This is a genomic window from Bradyrhizobium sp. USDA 336 (genome assembly GCF_044908355.1).
GTDB lineage: Bacteria > Pseudomonadota > Alphaproteobacteria > Rhizobiales > Xanthobacteraceae > Bradyrhizobium > Bradyrhizobium yuanmingense.
Genome location: NZ_JBIYDC010000002.1, coordinates 1,025,452 through 1,042,951, shown reverse-complemented (window position 1 = coordinate 1,042,951; position 17,500 = coordinate 1,025,452). Strand labels below are relative to the sequence as shown.

General features: G+C 60.2%; 9 protein-coding genes. 1 reads left to right on the top strand and 8 read right to left on the bottom strand.

Annotation, left to right across the window (positions count from 1 at the left end; all coding sequences use genetic code 11):
• The first annotated feature begins 140 nt into the window (after positions 1-140).
• On the top strand, positions 141-5,363 hold the full coding sequence (locus tag ABIA45_RS05780; RefSeq protein ID WP_404651336.1) for a DUF4082 domain-containing protein: 5,223 nt from the start codon (positions 141-143) through the stop codon (positions 5,361-5,363).
• A 112-nt stretch (positions 5,364-5,475) separates the two neighbouring features.
• On the opposite strand, the gene ABIA45_RS05775 is transcribed toward ABIA45_RS05780, so the two are convergent.
• The 8 genes from ABIA45_RS05775 to ABIA45_RS05740 form a co-directional block, all read right to left on the bottom strand.
• Positions 5,476-6,312 carry a formyl transferase gene (locus ABIA45_RS05775; RefSeq protein ID WP_404651335.1) on the bottom strand — a complete coding sequence of 279 codons (837 nt, stop codon included), beginning with the start codon at positions 6,310-6,312 and terminating at the stop codon, positions 5,476-5,478.
• Positions 6,306-7,220, bottom strand: coding sequence for a polysaccharide deacetylase family protein (locus ABIA45_RS05770; RefSeq protein ID WP_157287847.1), 915 nt, complete (start codon positions 7,218-7,220; stop codon positions 6,306-6,308). The genes ABIA45_RS05775 and ABIA45_RS05770 overlap by 7 nt, the downstream gene beginning before the upstream one ends.
• Before the next feature lie 6 nt (positions 7,221-7,226).
• Complete coding sequence (locus tag ABIA45_RS05765) at positions 7,227-8,300, bottom strand: glycosyltransferase family 2 protein (RefSeq protein WP_157287845.1); 1,074 nt, start codon at positions 8,298-8,300, stop codon at positions 7,227-7,229.
• Between the two features lie 361 nt (positions 8,301-8,661).
• Complete coding sequence (locus ABIA45_RS05760) at positions 8,662-9,465, bottom strand: hypothetical protein (RefSeq protein ID WP_157287843.1); 804 nt, start codon at positions 9,463-9,465, stop codon at positions 8,662-8,664.
• Between the two features lie 97 nt (positions 9,466-9,562).
• Entirely contained in the window at positions 9,563-10,084 is a 522-nt protein-coding gene (locus tag ABIA45_RS05755; RefSeq protein ID WP_333919223.1) for a transglutaminase-like cysteine peptidase, read from the bottom strand.
• 930 nt (positions 10,085-11,014) lie between these two features.
• A complete protein-coding gene (locus ABIA45_RS05750; RefSeq protein WP_404651333.1) occupies positions 11,015-12,328 on the bottom strand; it encodes an HlyD family type I secretion periplasmic adaptor subunit in 1,314 nt (437 codons plus the stop codon).
• Positions 12,325-14,259 (bottom strand): type I secretion system permease/ATPase, encoded by a 1,935-nt coding sequence (locus tag ABIA45_RS05745; protein ID WP_404651331.1) that lies wholly within the window; start codon positions 14,257-14,259, stop codon positions 12,325-12,327. Before ABIA45_RS05745 ends, ABIA45_RS05750 begins: the two co-directional genes overlap by 4 nt.
• Positions 14,260-14,352: 93 nt before the next feature.
• A complete protein-coding gene (locus ABIA45_RS05740; protein WP_404540520.1) occupies positions 14,353-16,782 on the bottom strand; it encodes an Ig-like domain-containing protein in 2,430 nt (809 codons plus the stop codon).
• Positions 16,783-17,500: the final 718 nt, after the last annotated feature.

Genomic DNA, 17,500 nt, shown 5'->3' with positions numbered 1-17,500 from the left:
TGATTTAATATTTTTAATGGTATTTAATATTATCAATGTGAATAACATGACAGCCGCGACCGAAACTACAACCCGCACAGTTGGCGTTGCTACGTTAGATAGCATTTGATCACGCTGACTAGCTGGGGAGTGCAACTGACGTGCCGGTGAAGTCCAATAACCGCCCCGGTGTGGTAAGCGTCAGCGGGACGCCGACGCAGAACCAGACCTTGACCGCGACCGTGAGCGATGCGGATGGAGTGCCGGGCACCGTCTCCTATCAGTGGCAGCAGAGTGCGAACGGCAACTCGTGGAGCAACATCAGTGGCGCGACCGCGAGCACGCTCGTCCTCGGGCAGGCCCAGGTCGGCAGCTTCATACGGGCCACCGCCAGCTACACGGACCTCTCGGGCAGCACCGAGGCCCCGGTGAGCACCGCGACCGCCACGACAGTGGCCAACGTCAACGACCCCGGCGCTGTCACGATCAACGGCACCGCCGCCCAGAACCAGACCCTGACGGCCAGCGTCACGGACCCCGACGGCGCGCCCGCCAGCATCACCTATCACTGGCAGAGCAGCCCCGACGGCACCACTTGGACGAACCTGGCCGCCACGACCTCGAGCCTCACCCTCGACAGCAGCCTGGTCGGCAAGCGGATCCGCGTGAATGCCACCTACACCGACCTGCTCGGCGCCAGCGAGAATGTGACCAGCGCGGCCACGGCGACGGTTGCCGCTGCGAGTGCCACCACTACGCTGTTCACCACCCAGACGCCTGTCATCACCAATGCCAACGACGGAGTAGGTTATGAGCTGGGGATGCGCTTCACCAGCGACACCTCCGGCTCGATCCAGGCAATCCGGTACTACAGGGCCCCGGGCGAGACGGGCACGCATATCGGCCACATCTGGTCGGCCACCGGCCAGGAGCTGGCGACGGTCACGTTTACCAACGAAGGCGCATCGGGCTGGCAGCAGCAGGCGCTCGCCACGCCGCTGACCATCCAGGCCGGCACGACCTACATCGTCTCCGTCAACATCAACAGCTCCTACGTCTCCACCACGCAGGGCTTCGCCTCACCCATCAGCAATGGCGGCCTGAACGCCCCGGTCGGTGCCGGCGTCTTCGACCTGTCCAAGGGCGCCTTCCCCACCAACGTCTATCAGAATGCAAACTATTTCCGCGACGTCGTGTTCGCTGCGGGCTCGTCACAGCCCAATAACCGCCCCGGTGCGGTAAGCGTCAGCGGGACGCCGACGCAGAACCAGACCTTGACCGCGACCGTGAGCGATGCGGACGGAGTGCCGGGCACCGTCTCCTATCAGTGGCAGCAGAGTGCGAACGGCAGCTCGTGGAGCAACATCAGTGGCGCGACCGCGAGCACGCTCGTCCTCGGGCAGGCTCAGGTCGGCAGCTTCATACGGGCCACCGCCAGCTACACGGACCTCTCGGGCAGCACCGAGGCCCCGGTGAGCACCGCGACCGCCACGACAGTGGCCAACGTCAACGACCCCGGCGCTGTCACGATCAACGGCACCGCCGCCCAGAACCAGACCCTGACGGCCAGCGTCACGGACCCCGACGGCGCGCCCGCCAGCATCACCTATCACTGGCAGAGCAGCCCCGACGGCACCACTTGGACGAACCTGGCCGCCACGACCTCGAGCCTCACCCTCGACAGCAGCCTGGTCGGCAAGCGGATCCGCGTGAATGCCACCTACACCGACCTGCTCGGCGCCAGCGAGAATGTGACCAGCGCGGCCACGGCGACGGTTGCCGCTGCGAGTGCCACCACTACGCTGTTCACCACCCAGACGCCTGTCATCACCAATGCCAACGACGGAGTAGGTTATGAGCTGGGGATGCGCTTCACCAGCGACACCTCCGGCTCGATCCAGGCAATCCGGTACTACAGGGCCCCGGGCGAGACGGGCACGCATATCGGCCACATCTGGTCGGCCACCGGCCAGGAGCTGGCGACGGTCACGTTTACCAACGAAGGCGCATCGGGCTGGCAGCAGCAGGCGCTCGCCACGCCGCTGACCATCCAGGCCGGCACGACCTACATCGTCTCCGTCAACATCAACAGCTCCTACGTCTCCACCACGCAGGGCTTCGCCTCACCCATCAGCAATGGTGGCCTGAACGCCCCGGTCGGTGCCGGCGTCTTCGACCTGTCCAAGGGCGCCTTCCCCACCAACGTCTATCAGAATGCAAACTATTTCCGCGACGTCGTGTTCGCTGCGGGCTCGTCACAGCCCAATAACCGCCCCGGTGCGGTAAGCGTCAGCGGGACGCCGACGCAGAACCAGACCTTGACCGCGACCGTGAGCGATGCGGATGGAGTGCCGGGCACCGTCTCCTATCAGTGGCAGCAGAGTGCGAACGGCAACTCGTGGAGCAACATCAGTGGCGCGACCGCGAGCACGCTAGTCCTCGGGCAGGCCCAGGTCGGCAGCTTCATACGTGTCACCGCCAGCTACACGGACCTCTCGGGCAGCACCGAGGCCCCGGTGAGCACCGCGACCGCCACGACAGTGGCCAACGTCAACGACCCCGGCGCTGTCACGATCAACGGCACCGCCGCCCAGAACCAGACCCTGACGGCCAGCGTCACGGACCCCGACGGCGCGCCCGCCAGCATCACCTATCACTGGCAGAGCAGCCCCGACGGCACCACTTGGACGAACCTGGCCGCCACGACCTCGAGCCTCACCCTCGACAGCAGCCTGGTCGGCAAGCGGATCCGCGTGAATGCCACCTACACCGACCTGCTCGGCGCCAGCGAGAATGTGACCAGCGCGGCCACGGCGACGGTTGCCGCTGCGAGTGCCACCACTACGCTGTTCACCACCCAGACGCCTGTCATCACCAATGCCGACGACGGAGTAGGTTATGAGCTGGGGATGCGCTTCACCAGCGACACCTCCGGCTCGATCCAGGCAATCCGGTACTACAGGGCCCCGGGCGAGACGGGCACGCATATCGGCCACATCTGGTCGGCCACCGGCCAGGAGCTGGCGACGGTCACGTTTACCAACGAAGGCGCATCGGGCTGGCAGCAGCAGGCGCTCGCCACGCCGCTGACCATCCAGGCCGGCACGACCTACATCGTCTCCGTCAACATCAACAGCTCCTACGTCTCCACCACGCAGGGCTTCGCCTCACCCATCAGCAATGGCGGCCTGAACGCCCCGGTCGGTGCCGGCGTCTTCGACCTGTCCAAGGGCGCCTTCCCCACCAACGTCTATCAGAATGCAAACTATTTCCGCGACGTCGTGTTCGCCGCGGGCAACGTCATCTCGCTACTTAGCAGTTCCACTGTCTATGTCAGTGAGACGGGAGGGATGGCTACTATCACCGTCGTACGCTCCGGCGACCTCCAATCTCAAGCGACCGTGGAGTACACGACGAACGAAATCGGCACCGGTGGCACAGCTACGGCGGGCCAGGACTTCATCCAGCCCTCGTTTAATGGCCGGTCGAACACCGGTCAGGTCGTCTTCAACCCCGGGGAGAGCACCAAGAGCTTCACTATCCCAATTGTGAACGATCAGCTCACCGAGGGTAACGAGACGTTCGCGGTCGGGCTTCAGAATCCCGGTTCCGGCTCCCTCGGGACCCCGCGCACAGTGCTCGTGACCATCATCGACAACGACTCGCCCGTCGCGATCTCAATGGCGGACGCGGCGATAAGCTTTACCGAGAATACACAGACGGCAACGATTACGCTGCTGCGCAGCGGCAGCACCAGTCAAACCGCTACTGTCGGCTTCACGACAAGCAACGGCAGCGCCCTCGCGGGTTCCGACTACAGCGCCTCGTCAGGCACGGTGACTTTCGCTGCTGGCCAGGTGACCCGGACGATCACGGTCCCGATCATCAACGATGCGACGCCGGAGAATGACGAGACCTTCACGGTCACCTTGAGCAACCCGACCGGCGCCACTCTCGGCGCCGAGACGACGACGACCGTGAAGATCCTGGATAATGACAACCCCGATCTCGGCAATCTGGCGGGTGAGACGTACGTGACGGGACTGGGCCAGGGGTATGCCGGCGGGCCAACGGCGATCGATTGGACTCCAGACGGCCGCTACATGCTGGTTGCCCAGAAGGACGGCGTGGTGCGGGTGGTGGATAACGGAGAACTTCGATCAACTCCGCTGATCGACATTTCGAGCGAGGTAAATGGCGTCAATGATCGCGGACTGCTGGGTATCGCGGTGAACCCGAATTTCGCAACGAACCACTATGTCTACCTGCTCTATACCTACGATCCACCCGAGACGGCGGGCCAGCCCGGCCTTGCCGGCCCCGATCAGGCCGGCAACCGACCTGCTCGCCTGGTGAGGGTCACCGTTGACCCAACCACAATGATTGCCGATCCGGCGAGCGAGGTAGTGCTGGTCGGAAAGAACAGCATCTGGGCCTATACGAGCCGTCCAGACGTAAACAGCACAGGCGATCCGAGCATCGCCCCTTCCGGTATCGTCAACGGCACCACGATCACAGCTCCGGCGAGCCACATCGAGAGTGGATCGCAGGACAACGATCCGGACCGGACCGGCATCCAGAACCAAAACATTCGTGACTATCTGGCGACTGATAGCGATTCGCACGGCGTAGGCGCTGTTCATTTCGGCCCGGACGGCTATCTCTACCTCACCGTCGGCGATGGCGTGTCGTACAACTTCGTCGACCCCCGGGGAGTGCGCGTCCAAGACATCCACAATCTATCGGGCAAGTTGTTGCGGATCGATCCCGTTACAGGTGAGGGAGTGCCCGGCAATCCGTTCTATCAGGCAAGCGATCCAAACAGCAATGCGTCGAAGGTGTTCTACTACGGTGTTCGCAACGCGTACCGCTTCAGCTTCGATCCAGTTACCAATCTTCCCGTGCTCGGAGATGTGGGCTGGAACAGCTGGGAAGAGCTGAATACGGGGCCAGCCGGCTCGAACTTCGGATGGCCCTATCTCGAAGGCCCCGACAGGACCGGCAGCTACCAAAATCTCGCGCAGGCGATCACCTTCTATAACAATGGCAATCGGAACAATACGTCAGACCCGCCCGCCGTATTTCCGATCCTGTCTCTAAGCCACGGGGCTCCCGACAATGCCCACGTGATTACCGCGGGAGATTTCTACAATCAGAACACCATTTTTTTCGACGATGTCCAAAACGGAACGATCTTCGCTGCGACCTTGAACGCAAGCCGGCAGGTCACCAGCGTCCAGTTGGTGGACAACGTACAAGGCATCGTCGACATGCAGAAGGGTCCCGATGGCTGGATGTACGGGGCCAATTTGATTGATGGCACTATCCGACGTTGGGTCGACCCCTCAGCGGTTACGGCGCTGGGGCTCGCAGCGTCGTCCTAGTAGACGCCGGTCACGGCTTTCGTTCATCGATGACGATCTGCTGGGGCGGCTAGTCGGCGCCGCCCTCAACGACGACTTCGGCCGGTAAGGCGAGTTTTTGCACGATCGCCCGTCAGCGAACTGCCCTGTCGTTTTGACCAATGATCGAGGTTTCGGCGATGGACCTCAGACGGGCGAGCCGGCATCGCGCCACCAATTCCGGACCAATGGTTAAATCGGCTCCACGGTACTCGCGCCCAAGATTGAGATCTTGCGAAACTCCGCTCAAGGTGCCCGCCACATAGCGTTGAACCACTCGTACATACGCTTCGGCACCGACCATCACGGCTCGGCCAAAAATCGTATGCAAGTCGTCCCCTGGTTCGTATCTCGAATGCACTGTCTCAAAGATCGGCCCGCTGTCGACACCGGACGTGCATTCATGAATGGTCGCACCGAGCATGTCCAACTCGTCGTTGACTACAGGCCAAAAGCTGCACGCGGTTCCGCGATACTGGGGGCTAATACCTGTATGCAGGTTGACACACATATCGCTTGCAGAGTCGAGGACCGCATTCTTCACGACCGACGTGCCGTAAATAAGAATCGCATCGGGGCGCCTCTGCCGCAGGACTTCCAAGCTTTCGGCGCCGTTTATGCCTTCGACATAGTCGATTCGATCAGATGCATAGAATGCTTGAGCCTTTTGCCCCAACAGACTTTCAATTGACCGAGTTCGGGCCTCATCGTCTCGAATCAACTTGAGAAACACAGCACGGGTTGCTTTTCCTAAGAAGTGCACTAACCCTTTCCGTACGGCGCGCCGCAGTCTTGTCCTCCGTGTCGACCGGTCCACAATGATGCGGTCAATGGAGAGTCCAGCGCAAAGCATGTTTGCGACATAGCGATGTTCTGGGCCATCCCGCGTCAGAATCACTATTCTCTTTTGTTCGGGCTGCGCAGCTACCATAGCCAATCTCTCGCACACCGCAGTACAGGCATAATCCGGAGCTTGAAGGGAATCTCTTCTGGCGCGGCGTTCCCCAGGCTAATCCGATAGAAAATGTCAGCCGCCGGTTTAAAGCGGTTGCTTTTCGCATGCACCAGAAAGATCGCCTTGTGATTGCGCCGTGCGGCGCGCAGCGCACCTTCGGTCGCGTCCAATGCATTCCCATAAGGAATACTTAGGCATTGAACCGTTTGTCCGGATAATTTCTCCAGAAGCTCTCGGCTTTGCACGATCTCGGTCTCCAACTCGCTCGATGAAAGCGAACGGAAGAACGTGTGGCTCATCGAGTGGTTTCCTACTTCAATCCCTAAGCTCGCAAACCGCTTGATGTCGGTGATATCAAGAAAGAGCTTCGATGTACGCCGGAGCTCCAATTCGTTGGTGCCCATTGCGGTACACAGCTGCTGCTTCGCCTCCGCAATTTGCGCCTGAGTCCATTTTGAAATCACGTTGGCGATGAGCCTAGAGACTGATGTTGTTCCGGTTTCGTTGATGTTCAGGAGAGCTATCAGTTGCTGTTTACCGAGCACCACCGCTGCCAACGAAAGGATGTTATCCACTGGCAATCTGCTTCCGAGCAACGTTGTCGGATTGACGAAGAACAGCGAAGGTGCGTTTGCCGCTTTCAAGACAGTACTTGCGGTATCGAGGACCGAGCGATATGCGTCATCGAAGGTGATCAGCAAAGGTTTACGCGGCAGAGCGCCGCTTACAAGGTCCGATCCGCTCACCACGTCAAAATGACGCACGAAATACTTGACGTGCTTCTCAAAAACCTCTGGCCTTGTAACAACTCCAAGCTTGCTGGTTAACGGGTCTTCATAGTCCGCGATATGATGATAGACCACAATGGTAACGTCGCGCCGCATCGGTGGCTATCCCTGGCGCGAGCGGGATAACGCGTCCCCTGACGGACGTTCCACAGCAGCTATCTCCTCTGACAGGTTGTTGCGCGGATTGCCGCGCGCGCTCCTCACGCCGACATTGCTCCAGCCATTCACCCAGCGTTGACGATGCTGCCAGACATAGCGCCAGTTTCGCGCCTTTTCACGCAAATCACTTCTGCCGGAGACTAGGCCGGCCGTTCCGTACGCAAGCAAGCGCAGGAGGGGAAGCATCATGTACAGTGACTTGCCTGCGAGAATCGTCGCAGCGGAATTGTGACGCCGCAGCAGCGTGATCCGGCCGGCAAGGACCTTGATGCGTTGCTCTGCTTGATCGGGCTCGGAAGACTGGCCGTAGTGAATGATGGTAGCTGCAGGCGTGATGGTCGGGGATGCACCAAGCTTGCGCGCCCGGCGGCACAAGTCCGCTTCTTCACCGTACATGAAAAACTCGGGGTCAAAGCCGTCAAGTTGCTTCCAAAGTTCGCGGTCTATGAGAAGAAAGCAGCCCGTGACAATGTCGACTGCACGAATGCTGTCACGCTTCCAACCACCGTATCCTTCGGGATTGAAAACCGCGCTGCTGCGCTTCAAGCTGGTCAGACCAGTAGTAAAACAGAAGATGCTCCATAAGGTGGCATCTCCCCAACAGGAGCCAGGATTCAAACGGCCGTCAGACAGCACGGTGCGCCCGCCCCAGATCCCAAAGCGCGGATTCGCATCGGCGAACTCATGCAGATGATCGATTGCGTGATCCAAGATCAGGGTGTCCGGGTTGAGCAGCAGAAACCGGCGCCCCCGCGCCCTCATCGCGGCGATGTTGTTGGCGCCGGCAAACCCAAGATTTTCTTGCGACGCGATGAGCTCGAGCTGAGGGAAGTTCGCGCGAATGGCTTCCGGAGATCCGTCTGTTGAAGCGTTGTCGAAAACGATGACTTCGTAGAGTACCGTCGTTGTTTGTGCCAAGATCGATCGAATACATTCGAGCGTCATGGTGCGCGTGTTGTAGCTCACGATGATGATCGAAATGTCGGGCTCAGCGGCTCGATAAATGGCATCCGGCATGGGATTCAGTCTCGTGCGATACGTCAGGACCCACTCCCGCTCAATGTTCGACCGAACCCATCTTCGACAACCAACTTGCTCGAGCGCGACTTGTCAGCTCGTCCTTCCGAAGGTCGCCAACGCCGCGCGCGACCCCGGATCGCGTACCATTTTACCACGCGCCTCCACTCCAAATCCCAGCTCAAATGGAAACGACAGCTCTCCGTCTTCTGTAAGGCATAACCTACCGGAGCTCACGAATTAAACATTTATATTATTAAATTGGTTTAATTTGCAAGCTGATATTTCATAACGAGCGACCTTAATCCGAGGATGCAAGCCGCGAGCGTCCAAAAGCGCGGGGGCCTGGCAGGAAAATGGATCAGCGGATCCGAGGCTGAGGAAGCAAACTGCCCGGGACGAGCCGGCCATTGACGATGGTTGCACTCCTGACGTTCTCCCATTTGGTGATCGTCATCGTTCCGCCGCCCGCATTGTTGATCAGAAATGCGCCGTATAGGAACGGGCCAACGAAATACACATCCTTCAGGGAGACGGCGACGTTCATGCCATCGGGATGCATTCGCAACCCATACGGTCCACCCCAGAACAAGACGTTCTCAAAGCTAACTGAGCCCCCTAGTCCATCAGCATAGAAGAATCCGGCCGTTGCATTGGTGTTGTTATAGGTCTTGAATGTTGTATTGCGAACCGTGATGGTGTTGGTTTTGCCAGGATCATAACACTGAAGCCCGTCTGCGTGATCGCCCGGCAGACCTTTGGTCTCGATGTAAACGCCATCAATCTTGATGCCGCCAGCACCGTCGGTGCCAATACACCGGAATCCCTCGTTGGATCGAATCCGCGAATTTTTCAGAGTGCAATCGCCGCAAACGACCGAGCTTCCATCGTTGTTGTGATCCCAGGAACGATGCTCGACGACTTCACCGTTGCTGAAGAACTTCCCGTAACGGGTGTATGGCTCGGAGGCATTTCCAGCAAAGCGGGCGTCATCAAATGAGAGTGGAGGAGTCGACGCCGGAGCAGGAAAAGGCGAAGGCGAGGAGGCAGGACCTGGCGCTTGGCTGGTGGAAAGTGATTGATCCGCCAGTGCGGAACCGGCGTAACACAAGCCGGCGATTATCTGCGCCCAGCCAAAGCCTCGCCAACGCGTTACTTTCTTCACGGATTTCCCCTTCAAACGATTGCGACCATGCGGATTGCGCGTGCCAGAGACCGCAGGCGATCTTAACCAGAGACATTTCATTGAATGGCTGTCGGGCTCACGCTCCCTTCCCGTCGGTTCTCGCCCAAAGAATGTGCCGTGGCATTTGCACCCGAACCCAGCGATAGCGAACTTGCGACCATGGTTTGATTTCGGGTGAGAGATTGTCGAGGACGAAATCGCCATTTCGCGTGCGCACGAGAAGCACGAGGTGGTGCTCTCCAGAACTGACGACGACTTCGCTCAATAGCAGGACTCGCGCAGGCCAGCCGCGCCGAAGCAATTCGTGGCGCTTGCTCACCGCGTAGTCATTGCAATCGCCATGCTTGGGGTTGATGACCCATTCCTCGCCGGCAAGGCCGAGCTCGTTGCGCGCCGGCACGATGGCGAGATTGACCGCGCGATTGACCTCCTGCAGAGCCGCCCAGCGGTCCTCGGTCAGCCGGATCGGCCCGCCGCGGAACGAGCGCGGCGGAGGACATTCCGCCTCGTAGCGGAGGCAGAACACGGTGTACGCAAGGGGCGGCAGCGTCGGGTTTCCCAGTTCGATGTGCTGCACTGCCCGCGGCGTCGCCGGCAAAGACAGGCGCCCAGCTCCTGCCCATTGAACTCCTCCGAGCATGATAGCGACCGCCACGACGGAGCCGAAGGTTCGATACATCTGCCGATCCCCTCGCAAACGCAAGACTGAGGCTCGGATCCGCTGGCAGGGCTGACATTGTCAGCCCCGCGGCAACCACATTTCTTCTTTAATTTATTTAATTTAATTGTCAATTAAATATAATGGCCGAGCCAAAATAATCCGTTTTGCGCATTATCAATACGGCCACACCAGATCCCCCGCAGACGCATGCCGTTGCGGGCGCATCGCCGGCCGCTATGAGTTGCTCGGCTGCGCTCAGAATTAAGGCGACAATTTAACGATTCCGACGAATTAATCGTTGATTCAATGCGCCCCTCGGCAGATCGTATTCCGAACGACCCTCCCCCCTCACGATCGAGATTGCGCGCGCATGCCGGAAGAACTGCTCGTCATTCTGGGGGCTGAAGCCATCCTGCTTGTCTTCGTCACAGCGATGACTCTGCACAGCAAACGAATGGATGTGCTGAGCGGGCTGCATCGCCGGGCGGTTAGCAGGTCCGCCGGCCGACACAGCAAGCCTGCGCCATACTCGGTCCGTGCGCGCGCAGGGGCTTTGCTGCCGCCGCTGACGACGTGGGTCGGTACTGCCAGGCTCACCCCAGCCAATCTCTCGCGGCTGCTCAGACACGCCCAATCAAGCCTGACGAAGGTGCGAAAACTGTCCACCCTCGTGGCTCGTTCCTGGCGGCCAGAGGCCCCTCAAGCCACGCCGTCCACCTCCAGGCGCATTGCAGGGGCTCGTCGTCAGCTCGGTGCTCGTTGATGCGGCCAACGCATCACCTTTTTTGATCGCGACCTCGGTGGTCGCTGATCTGCAGCCCCGAGTGCGCGTGCACTCGGGGCTGTGTCATTTCACCCAGCAAGGGCTCAGCGCTCTTTGAATGCGCGCTGCGCCTGATCGTGTAGCGGCTTGAGCAGGTAGGACAGCGCGGTCCGCCCTGCCGTCTTGATGAAGACCTCGACGGGCATGCCGGGCAGCAACTTGGCCGAGCCGAGCTTCGCCAGCTCTTCCGTCTTCAGCAAGACGCGGCCTGTGTAGTAACTCGTGCCGGCACGCTGATCCTGCGTGATGTCTGCCGAGACCATGCTGACCTCGCCGTCGATTTCGGGCGTGGTCTTCTGGTTGAATGCTGCGAAGCGCATTGTCGCGGTCTGCCCCACGTAGACCTGGTCGATATCCTTCGGTGCGATCTTGACTTCGACCGCGAGCGAGTCCGCGTCAGGGACAATCAGCATGATTTGCTCGCCCGGAGAGATCACCCCCCCGACCGTATGGACGCTGAGCTCGTGGACCCGACCGGATTGTGGCGCCCGGATATCGACCCGATTCAACTGATCCACCGCCGCAGTCTTGCGCTCGCCCAGCTCGGAGAGTTTCGAGCGGGTTTCGATCAAGTCCTTGCCGACCTCGGTTCGGAGGTCCTGGTCGACCTGAATGATCTGGAGTCCGATTTCGGAGATCTTGCCCTTCGACTGAGCGATCATTCCTGCGAGCTGGCTGCGCTCGCCCTCGATGCGGGCGGAATCGCGCTCGAGGGAATTGAGCCGGGTGATCGGCACCAGGTTCTTCTGCCAGAGGCTGCGCACGCCCTCCAGCTCCTGTCGGATGAATTCTACTTCCTTCTGCTTGGCCTCCGTCTGCCCCATATAGCCCTTGATTTCGTTCTCCAACTGCGCACTCTTCTCCTGCAACTGCGCTTTTTGGCCGCTCCTCGCCTGACGACGCAGATCGAACAGCTTCCGCTCCGCGGCGATTGCACGGCTCGCCTCGGAGTTGCTTTCTTTGGCCCGGTCGAGCAGTACCTTTGGAAACACGACCTGCTCGGCACTATCGCGCTCGGCCTCGAGACGGGCCTGCCGCGCCAGCAGTTCGTCAATGCTATTCGTGACGATCGTTGCATTCGCGAGCGTCTGCGTCTCGTCGAGGCGGATCAGGATGTCGCCTGCATTCACCCGATCGCCCTGGCGCACGCGCAACTCTCCGACGATTCCACCCGTGGCGTGCTGGACCTTCTTGACGCTCGAATCCACCACGACCACGCCCTGCGCGATCACCGCGCCCGACAACTGGGAAGTCGTCGCCCAGCCGCCGACCCCAAAGGTCACCATAGCGAACATGATCATTCCGACGATCATGTAACGTTGGATGGACTGCAACGCCGGCGCTACCTGACCGTTCATCGGCCGCCTCCTTGAGCTTCCGCGACGACCTTCAGCGGCACCGGATTCCGCAGCACCCTCTTGAGAACCTCCTCTCGCTTGCCGAAGGACTGAACTCTGCCTTCGCCGAGGCACAATACGTGGTCCACACCTTCCAGCGCCTTCGGCCGATGAGCGACAACGGCCACAATCCCTCCGCGGCGTCGCACGTTCAGGATCGCCTCGGTCAGGGCCTCCTCGCCCTCCGCATCGAGATTGGAAGAGGGTTCGTCAAGCACGACCAGGAAGGGTTTGCCGTAAAAGGCGCGCGCAAGCCCGATACGCTGCCGCTGCCCCGCCGACAGCGCCAGCCCTCCCTCGCCGATCTTCGTGCTGTACCCGTCCGGCAGTGAGAGCACGAGGTCATGCGCGCCCGCGGCACGGGCGGCTTCCAGAACAGCGGCGGCGGTTGCGTCCGGGTCGAAGCGTGCAATGTTCATCGCAATGCTGCCGTCGAACAATTCTACGTCCTGGGGCAGATAACCGATGTGCTTGCCGAGGTCGTCCGAAGACCAGTGATCGAGGGCGGCGTTGTCGAGCCGGATCCTGCCTCGAATGCACGGCCACACCCCAACCAGCGCACGCGCCAGCGTCGACTTGCCGGATCCGCTCGGACCGATGATTCCGACCGCCTGCCCACTCCGCAGCTGGAATGACACGTCGCTGAGAGTGGGTCTTTCGGAGTTCGGAGCACCGATATAGAGGTTCTCGGCGCTAAGGGTTTCAACAGGCGCAGGCAATGCCAACCGCTCCTCCTCCTGAGGGAGAAGTTTCAGCAAGTAATCAAGCCGTTGTCCCGATTGGCGCGCCGCGACGAACCCCTTCCAGTTCGCAATTGCCATTTCGACAGGCGCAAGGGCCCTCGCGGTGAGGATCGATCCGGCAATGATGATGCCGGCCGTCGATTCCTGGTTGATGACGAGGACGGCGCCAACGGCAAGAACCAGCGATTGCAAGATCGCGCGGAAAATCTTCGAGGCACCACCGAGTCCGTTTGCGACATCGCTGGCCCGTTCATGGGCTGCGAGGTACTTTGCGTTGGCATCCTGCCAACGCAAAGCCGCTTGTTGCCGCATACCCATGGCCTGCAGAACTTCGGCATTGCGCCGTCCCTCAAGCGCGAGGGCCGTTCGCGAAATGGCAAGACGCGAGCTCGCCTTTGCCGGACCTCGGGTACGCGTTTCCGTGAGCATCGTAATGCCGACCAGCACCAACGCACCAGCCAGCGCAGTGATGCCAATCCAGAAGTGAAAGAGGAAGCAGACGCCGAGATAGATCGGCATCCAGGGCAGATCGAAGAGCGCCGTCGGCCCTCCGCTCGACAGGAAGCTGCGGACCTGATCGAGGTCCCGCACCGGCTGCAGGCCGTCGCCATCCGCTCGGGTCTTCAAAGGCAGGCGAACAAGAGCGTCGAAGATGCGAACCCCGAGACTTTCATCGAAATACCGTCCCACCCGGGCGCTGATCCTGCTCCTGACGAGGTCGAGACCGCCCTGAAACAGGTAAAGCACCGTCGCCAGAGCCAACAGGGCGACAAGAGTCGGTATGCTGCGTCCGGGCAGCACCCGATCATAAACTTGCAGCATGAAGAACGAGCCGGTGAGCATGAGTAGGTTGCTCATGCCGCTGAAGGCCGCTAGCGCCCAGAAAATCCGGCGGCAAGACCGCAGGAACGCCGACAATTCTGACTGCGACTCGTCATAGTGATCCACTGGCCGGGGTCGACCAGGGAATATCCGTGGCCGCAGCACTTCGATCAGGCCCTTTGCCCGGCCGATCAGTTGCGACGTCCGCCGTTGAGCGTTTTCCGCCCACTGCCGTCCGGCTGACCAGAGTCCTGATATGTGAAGAAATGGAATTCGATAGAGATTTGCGGGCGGGGGGAATACCCCCCGCCGTCCAAAGTCAATCATGGCTTCTGCCCCTGAAACGCGCCTTTGTTGGAAGATCCCTCAAGAGATCCCCCAAGGCAGTTGTTGAAGATTGCTCTCTGTGGATGCCGTCCCCTACGCGAAGTGGAAGTCGTTGCTGGTCAACGAGCCGAGCTTGGCGTTCTTCAGCGTGAGCGTATCGCTCCCCGTCGCGATCACGACATCGGTGCCGGACTGGGTCGCGTGGGAAAGAACGCTGGCAAAACTGTCGAACACACTCTTGCTGAACTCGATCGTGTCGTGAGCAGGTCCGCGGGCAACGAAGCCCTTGATGACGTCGTTGCCGAAGTTCGCGCCAAACACGAAAGTATCGGCCTGGCTGCTGCCAACGAAGGTGTCATCGCCGGAAGTGCTGGTCAGGGTCGTGTTGCCCGGCGAAGCGATGAACGTACTGCCCGCAATAGCCGCGTTGCTACCGGTTGCAGTGGACGACGTAGCTACGCTGGACGTACCGATCTGCCCGTCACTGTTCAGGTCCTGATGGAAGCTGGTCTCCAGCGTCTTGAGGCCAGAGTCCGTACCCGACACCGAGCCACCGTCTGTGGAGCCGGTCAGGGAGCTGACATGAGACACGTAGTTGCCGTTATTGTCGGTATTCCACGCCGTGTACTGACCGGTGCTCGTCTCCTTCCAGGCAACTTGATAGCCCGTCGCCGTCTTCTCCGCGCCAATGGGAGTCCAGGTGCCATCGGACCCGCCCACGAAATCCACGCCGTTATCCTTTAGCGTCGGGCCAGTGCCGGTGCTGCCGTTGAGGTAGTATTTTCCGCCACTCTCAACGAGACTTGTCACACCAGCCGATTCGACGACCTTGCCAGTCGTCGGGGTTGGCGACGTCGGGATGGTCGCAGTGGAAGTACCTACCTGCCCGTCACCGTTCAGATCCTGATGGAAGCTCGTCTCGAGCGACTTAAGGCCAGAGTCAGTACCCGACACCGAGCCACCGTCTGTGGAGCCGGTCAGGGAGCTGACATGGGACACGTAGTTGCCGTTGTTGTCGGTGTTCCACGCCGTGTACTGACCCGTGCTCGTCTCCTTCCACGCAACCACATAGCCCGTCGCCGTCTTCTCCGCACCGATGGGAGTCCAGGTGCCATCCGACCCTTTCACAAACTGCACACCGTTGTCCTTCAGCGTGGGGCCCGATCCGGTGCTGCCATTGAGGTAATATTTGCCGCCGCTCTCAACGAGAGTTGTCGCGCCAGCTGACTCGACCACCGTGCCGGCAGTCGGCGACGTCGGTGACGTCGGCGAGGTCGGTGTGGCTGGCGCCGAGGTGCCGGTGATGCTGGCGGTGAACGCAGTGGACGCCGGGCCGGTATTGCCTGCTGCATCCGTTGCCGTCGCGGTAAGGCTGTGCGAACCGGCCGCAAGGGCGCTGGTTGTATAGCTCCACCCGCCGGTGCTGTTGGCAGTCGCGGTCCCGATCTGGGTCGTGCCGTCGAACACCTTCACGACGCTGCTCGCTTCGGCACTGCCCGACATCACCACCTGATTGGCGGTGTTCACGGTATGGCTGGCAATGGTCGGCGCAGTCGGAGCCTTGGTATCGACAGTGATTGCCAACGCAGACGACGCCGCGCTGGTCTGACCCGACGAGCTGGTCGCCGTTGCGGTCAGCGTATGTTTGGCGTCGGTCAGGACCTTGGTGATGTAGTCCCAACTGCCGCTCGAGTCCGTAGTCGTCGAACCAATTTGGGTCGTACCGTCGTAGATCTTGACCGTGCTGCCGGCAGCCGCGGTGCCCTTGAGCTCGATGGTATTGTCGTTGGTAATCTTGTCGCCAGCGGTGCCGCTGTCGGTCGAGAACGACGCGATAGTCGGAGCATCCGGCGCGGTCGGCGTGCTGGGTGCGGTCGGTCCTTCTACCGGAAGGGGAGGCGGGATAAGATCGCCGGGGATGAGTTGACCGTCCACGATCGTGGCGTAACGAACATTCTCCCATTGCGTGATGTGTATGTTCGCATTGACCTCCTCCAACCAGAGCGCGCCATACGCAAATGGCCCCACAAAATACACGTCCTTGAGGGCGAGGTAGTCATCGTGACCGGCTCCTGCGTCCGCGGCAATGCGCAGACCAAATGGGCCACCGTCGAACACCACGTTATTGAAAGTGAACGTTCCGCTATAACCATCTGCGATGAACAGCCCAGCAGTGGCATTCTGGTCGTGCGATACAATCGTCGAGTTTGTAATGGTCAGATTCCCGGTGGCGCCGGGAGCATAGGCCTGAATTCCGTCGGCGTGATCGCCCGACAGTCCCGTTGTCTCGATGTACGAATTGTTGATGGTGACATCACCGCTGCCCCCAATGCGCACGCCTTCCCTTGAAGAAATACGGACGTCGTCGATGGTGAACGAGCCGCTCCCTCCGACGGCGACAGTGTCGCTCTGGTCGGAAATGCTCACACCCGAAATCGTCTCTCCATCTTGAAGCCAGACCGTCCCCGAATTGGTCTGGTCGCTAAACATCGGATCATTCCATGTCAGAGGAATGGATGCCATCTAGTTTTCTCCTGTTAATTTCAATCTAGTTTGCCCCTGGTACGCGCCCAATTGTTTCCCCAAGCGACGCGACCCCAAGTGCGACTCTGCTGGCGCAGCGCCGTTGGAGTGCGTCTTCCCGGCGGGTGGAGGCTTTTTTGCGACGACACGACGGCTCACCCAAGGTAATTTCCTGAGCTACCCTAGACACATTCGCATCGTGCGAATTAAATGCCGGAAATTTCTTCAGTCCGATCAACCACTCGTGCACCGCATTGAACGAGTGCCACACGGAGCGATCGAAGATATACAAAAGTATGCCGGAATCGATGTTACGCCTTCGCCACTCGACAACAGCTTACTAGGAGCGTCGTCGACGGCGCCACAGCAGAAAACCAATTAAATAGTTCGATCCACAAGATTATCTGCCGCTAAATGCGACATAACTTTTGTCTCGGACAATCAAGAGAGCGACCGTTCAGGAAGGGCATTTGAGCACACATCGCGCTGCGAACAATCCGAACCGTATGGCACGATTCAGGTAATGGCCCATCCAGCGCCATCCGCAAAGCGCCAAGCAAAGCGAATGCCGTTGCGGACACACCACTCAGATCGAGAGTTACGAGCGCGCGCCGATTATCCTGATCGTTGATGTCCCCGAGCCCAGCACACAACCACCTGCTGCCCCGGCAAAGTCGCAACGCGCGGACGTTCGATCAGGTCCCGCCGGCGACTACCG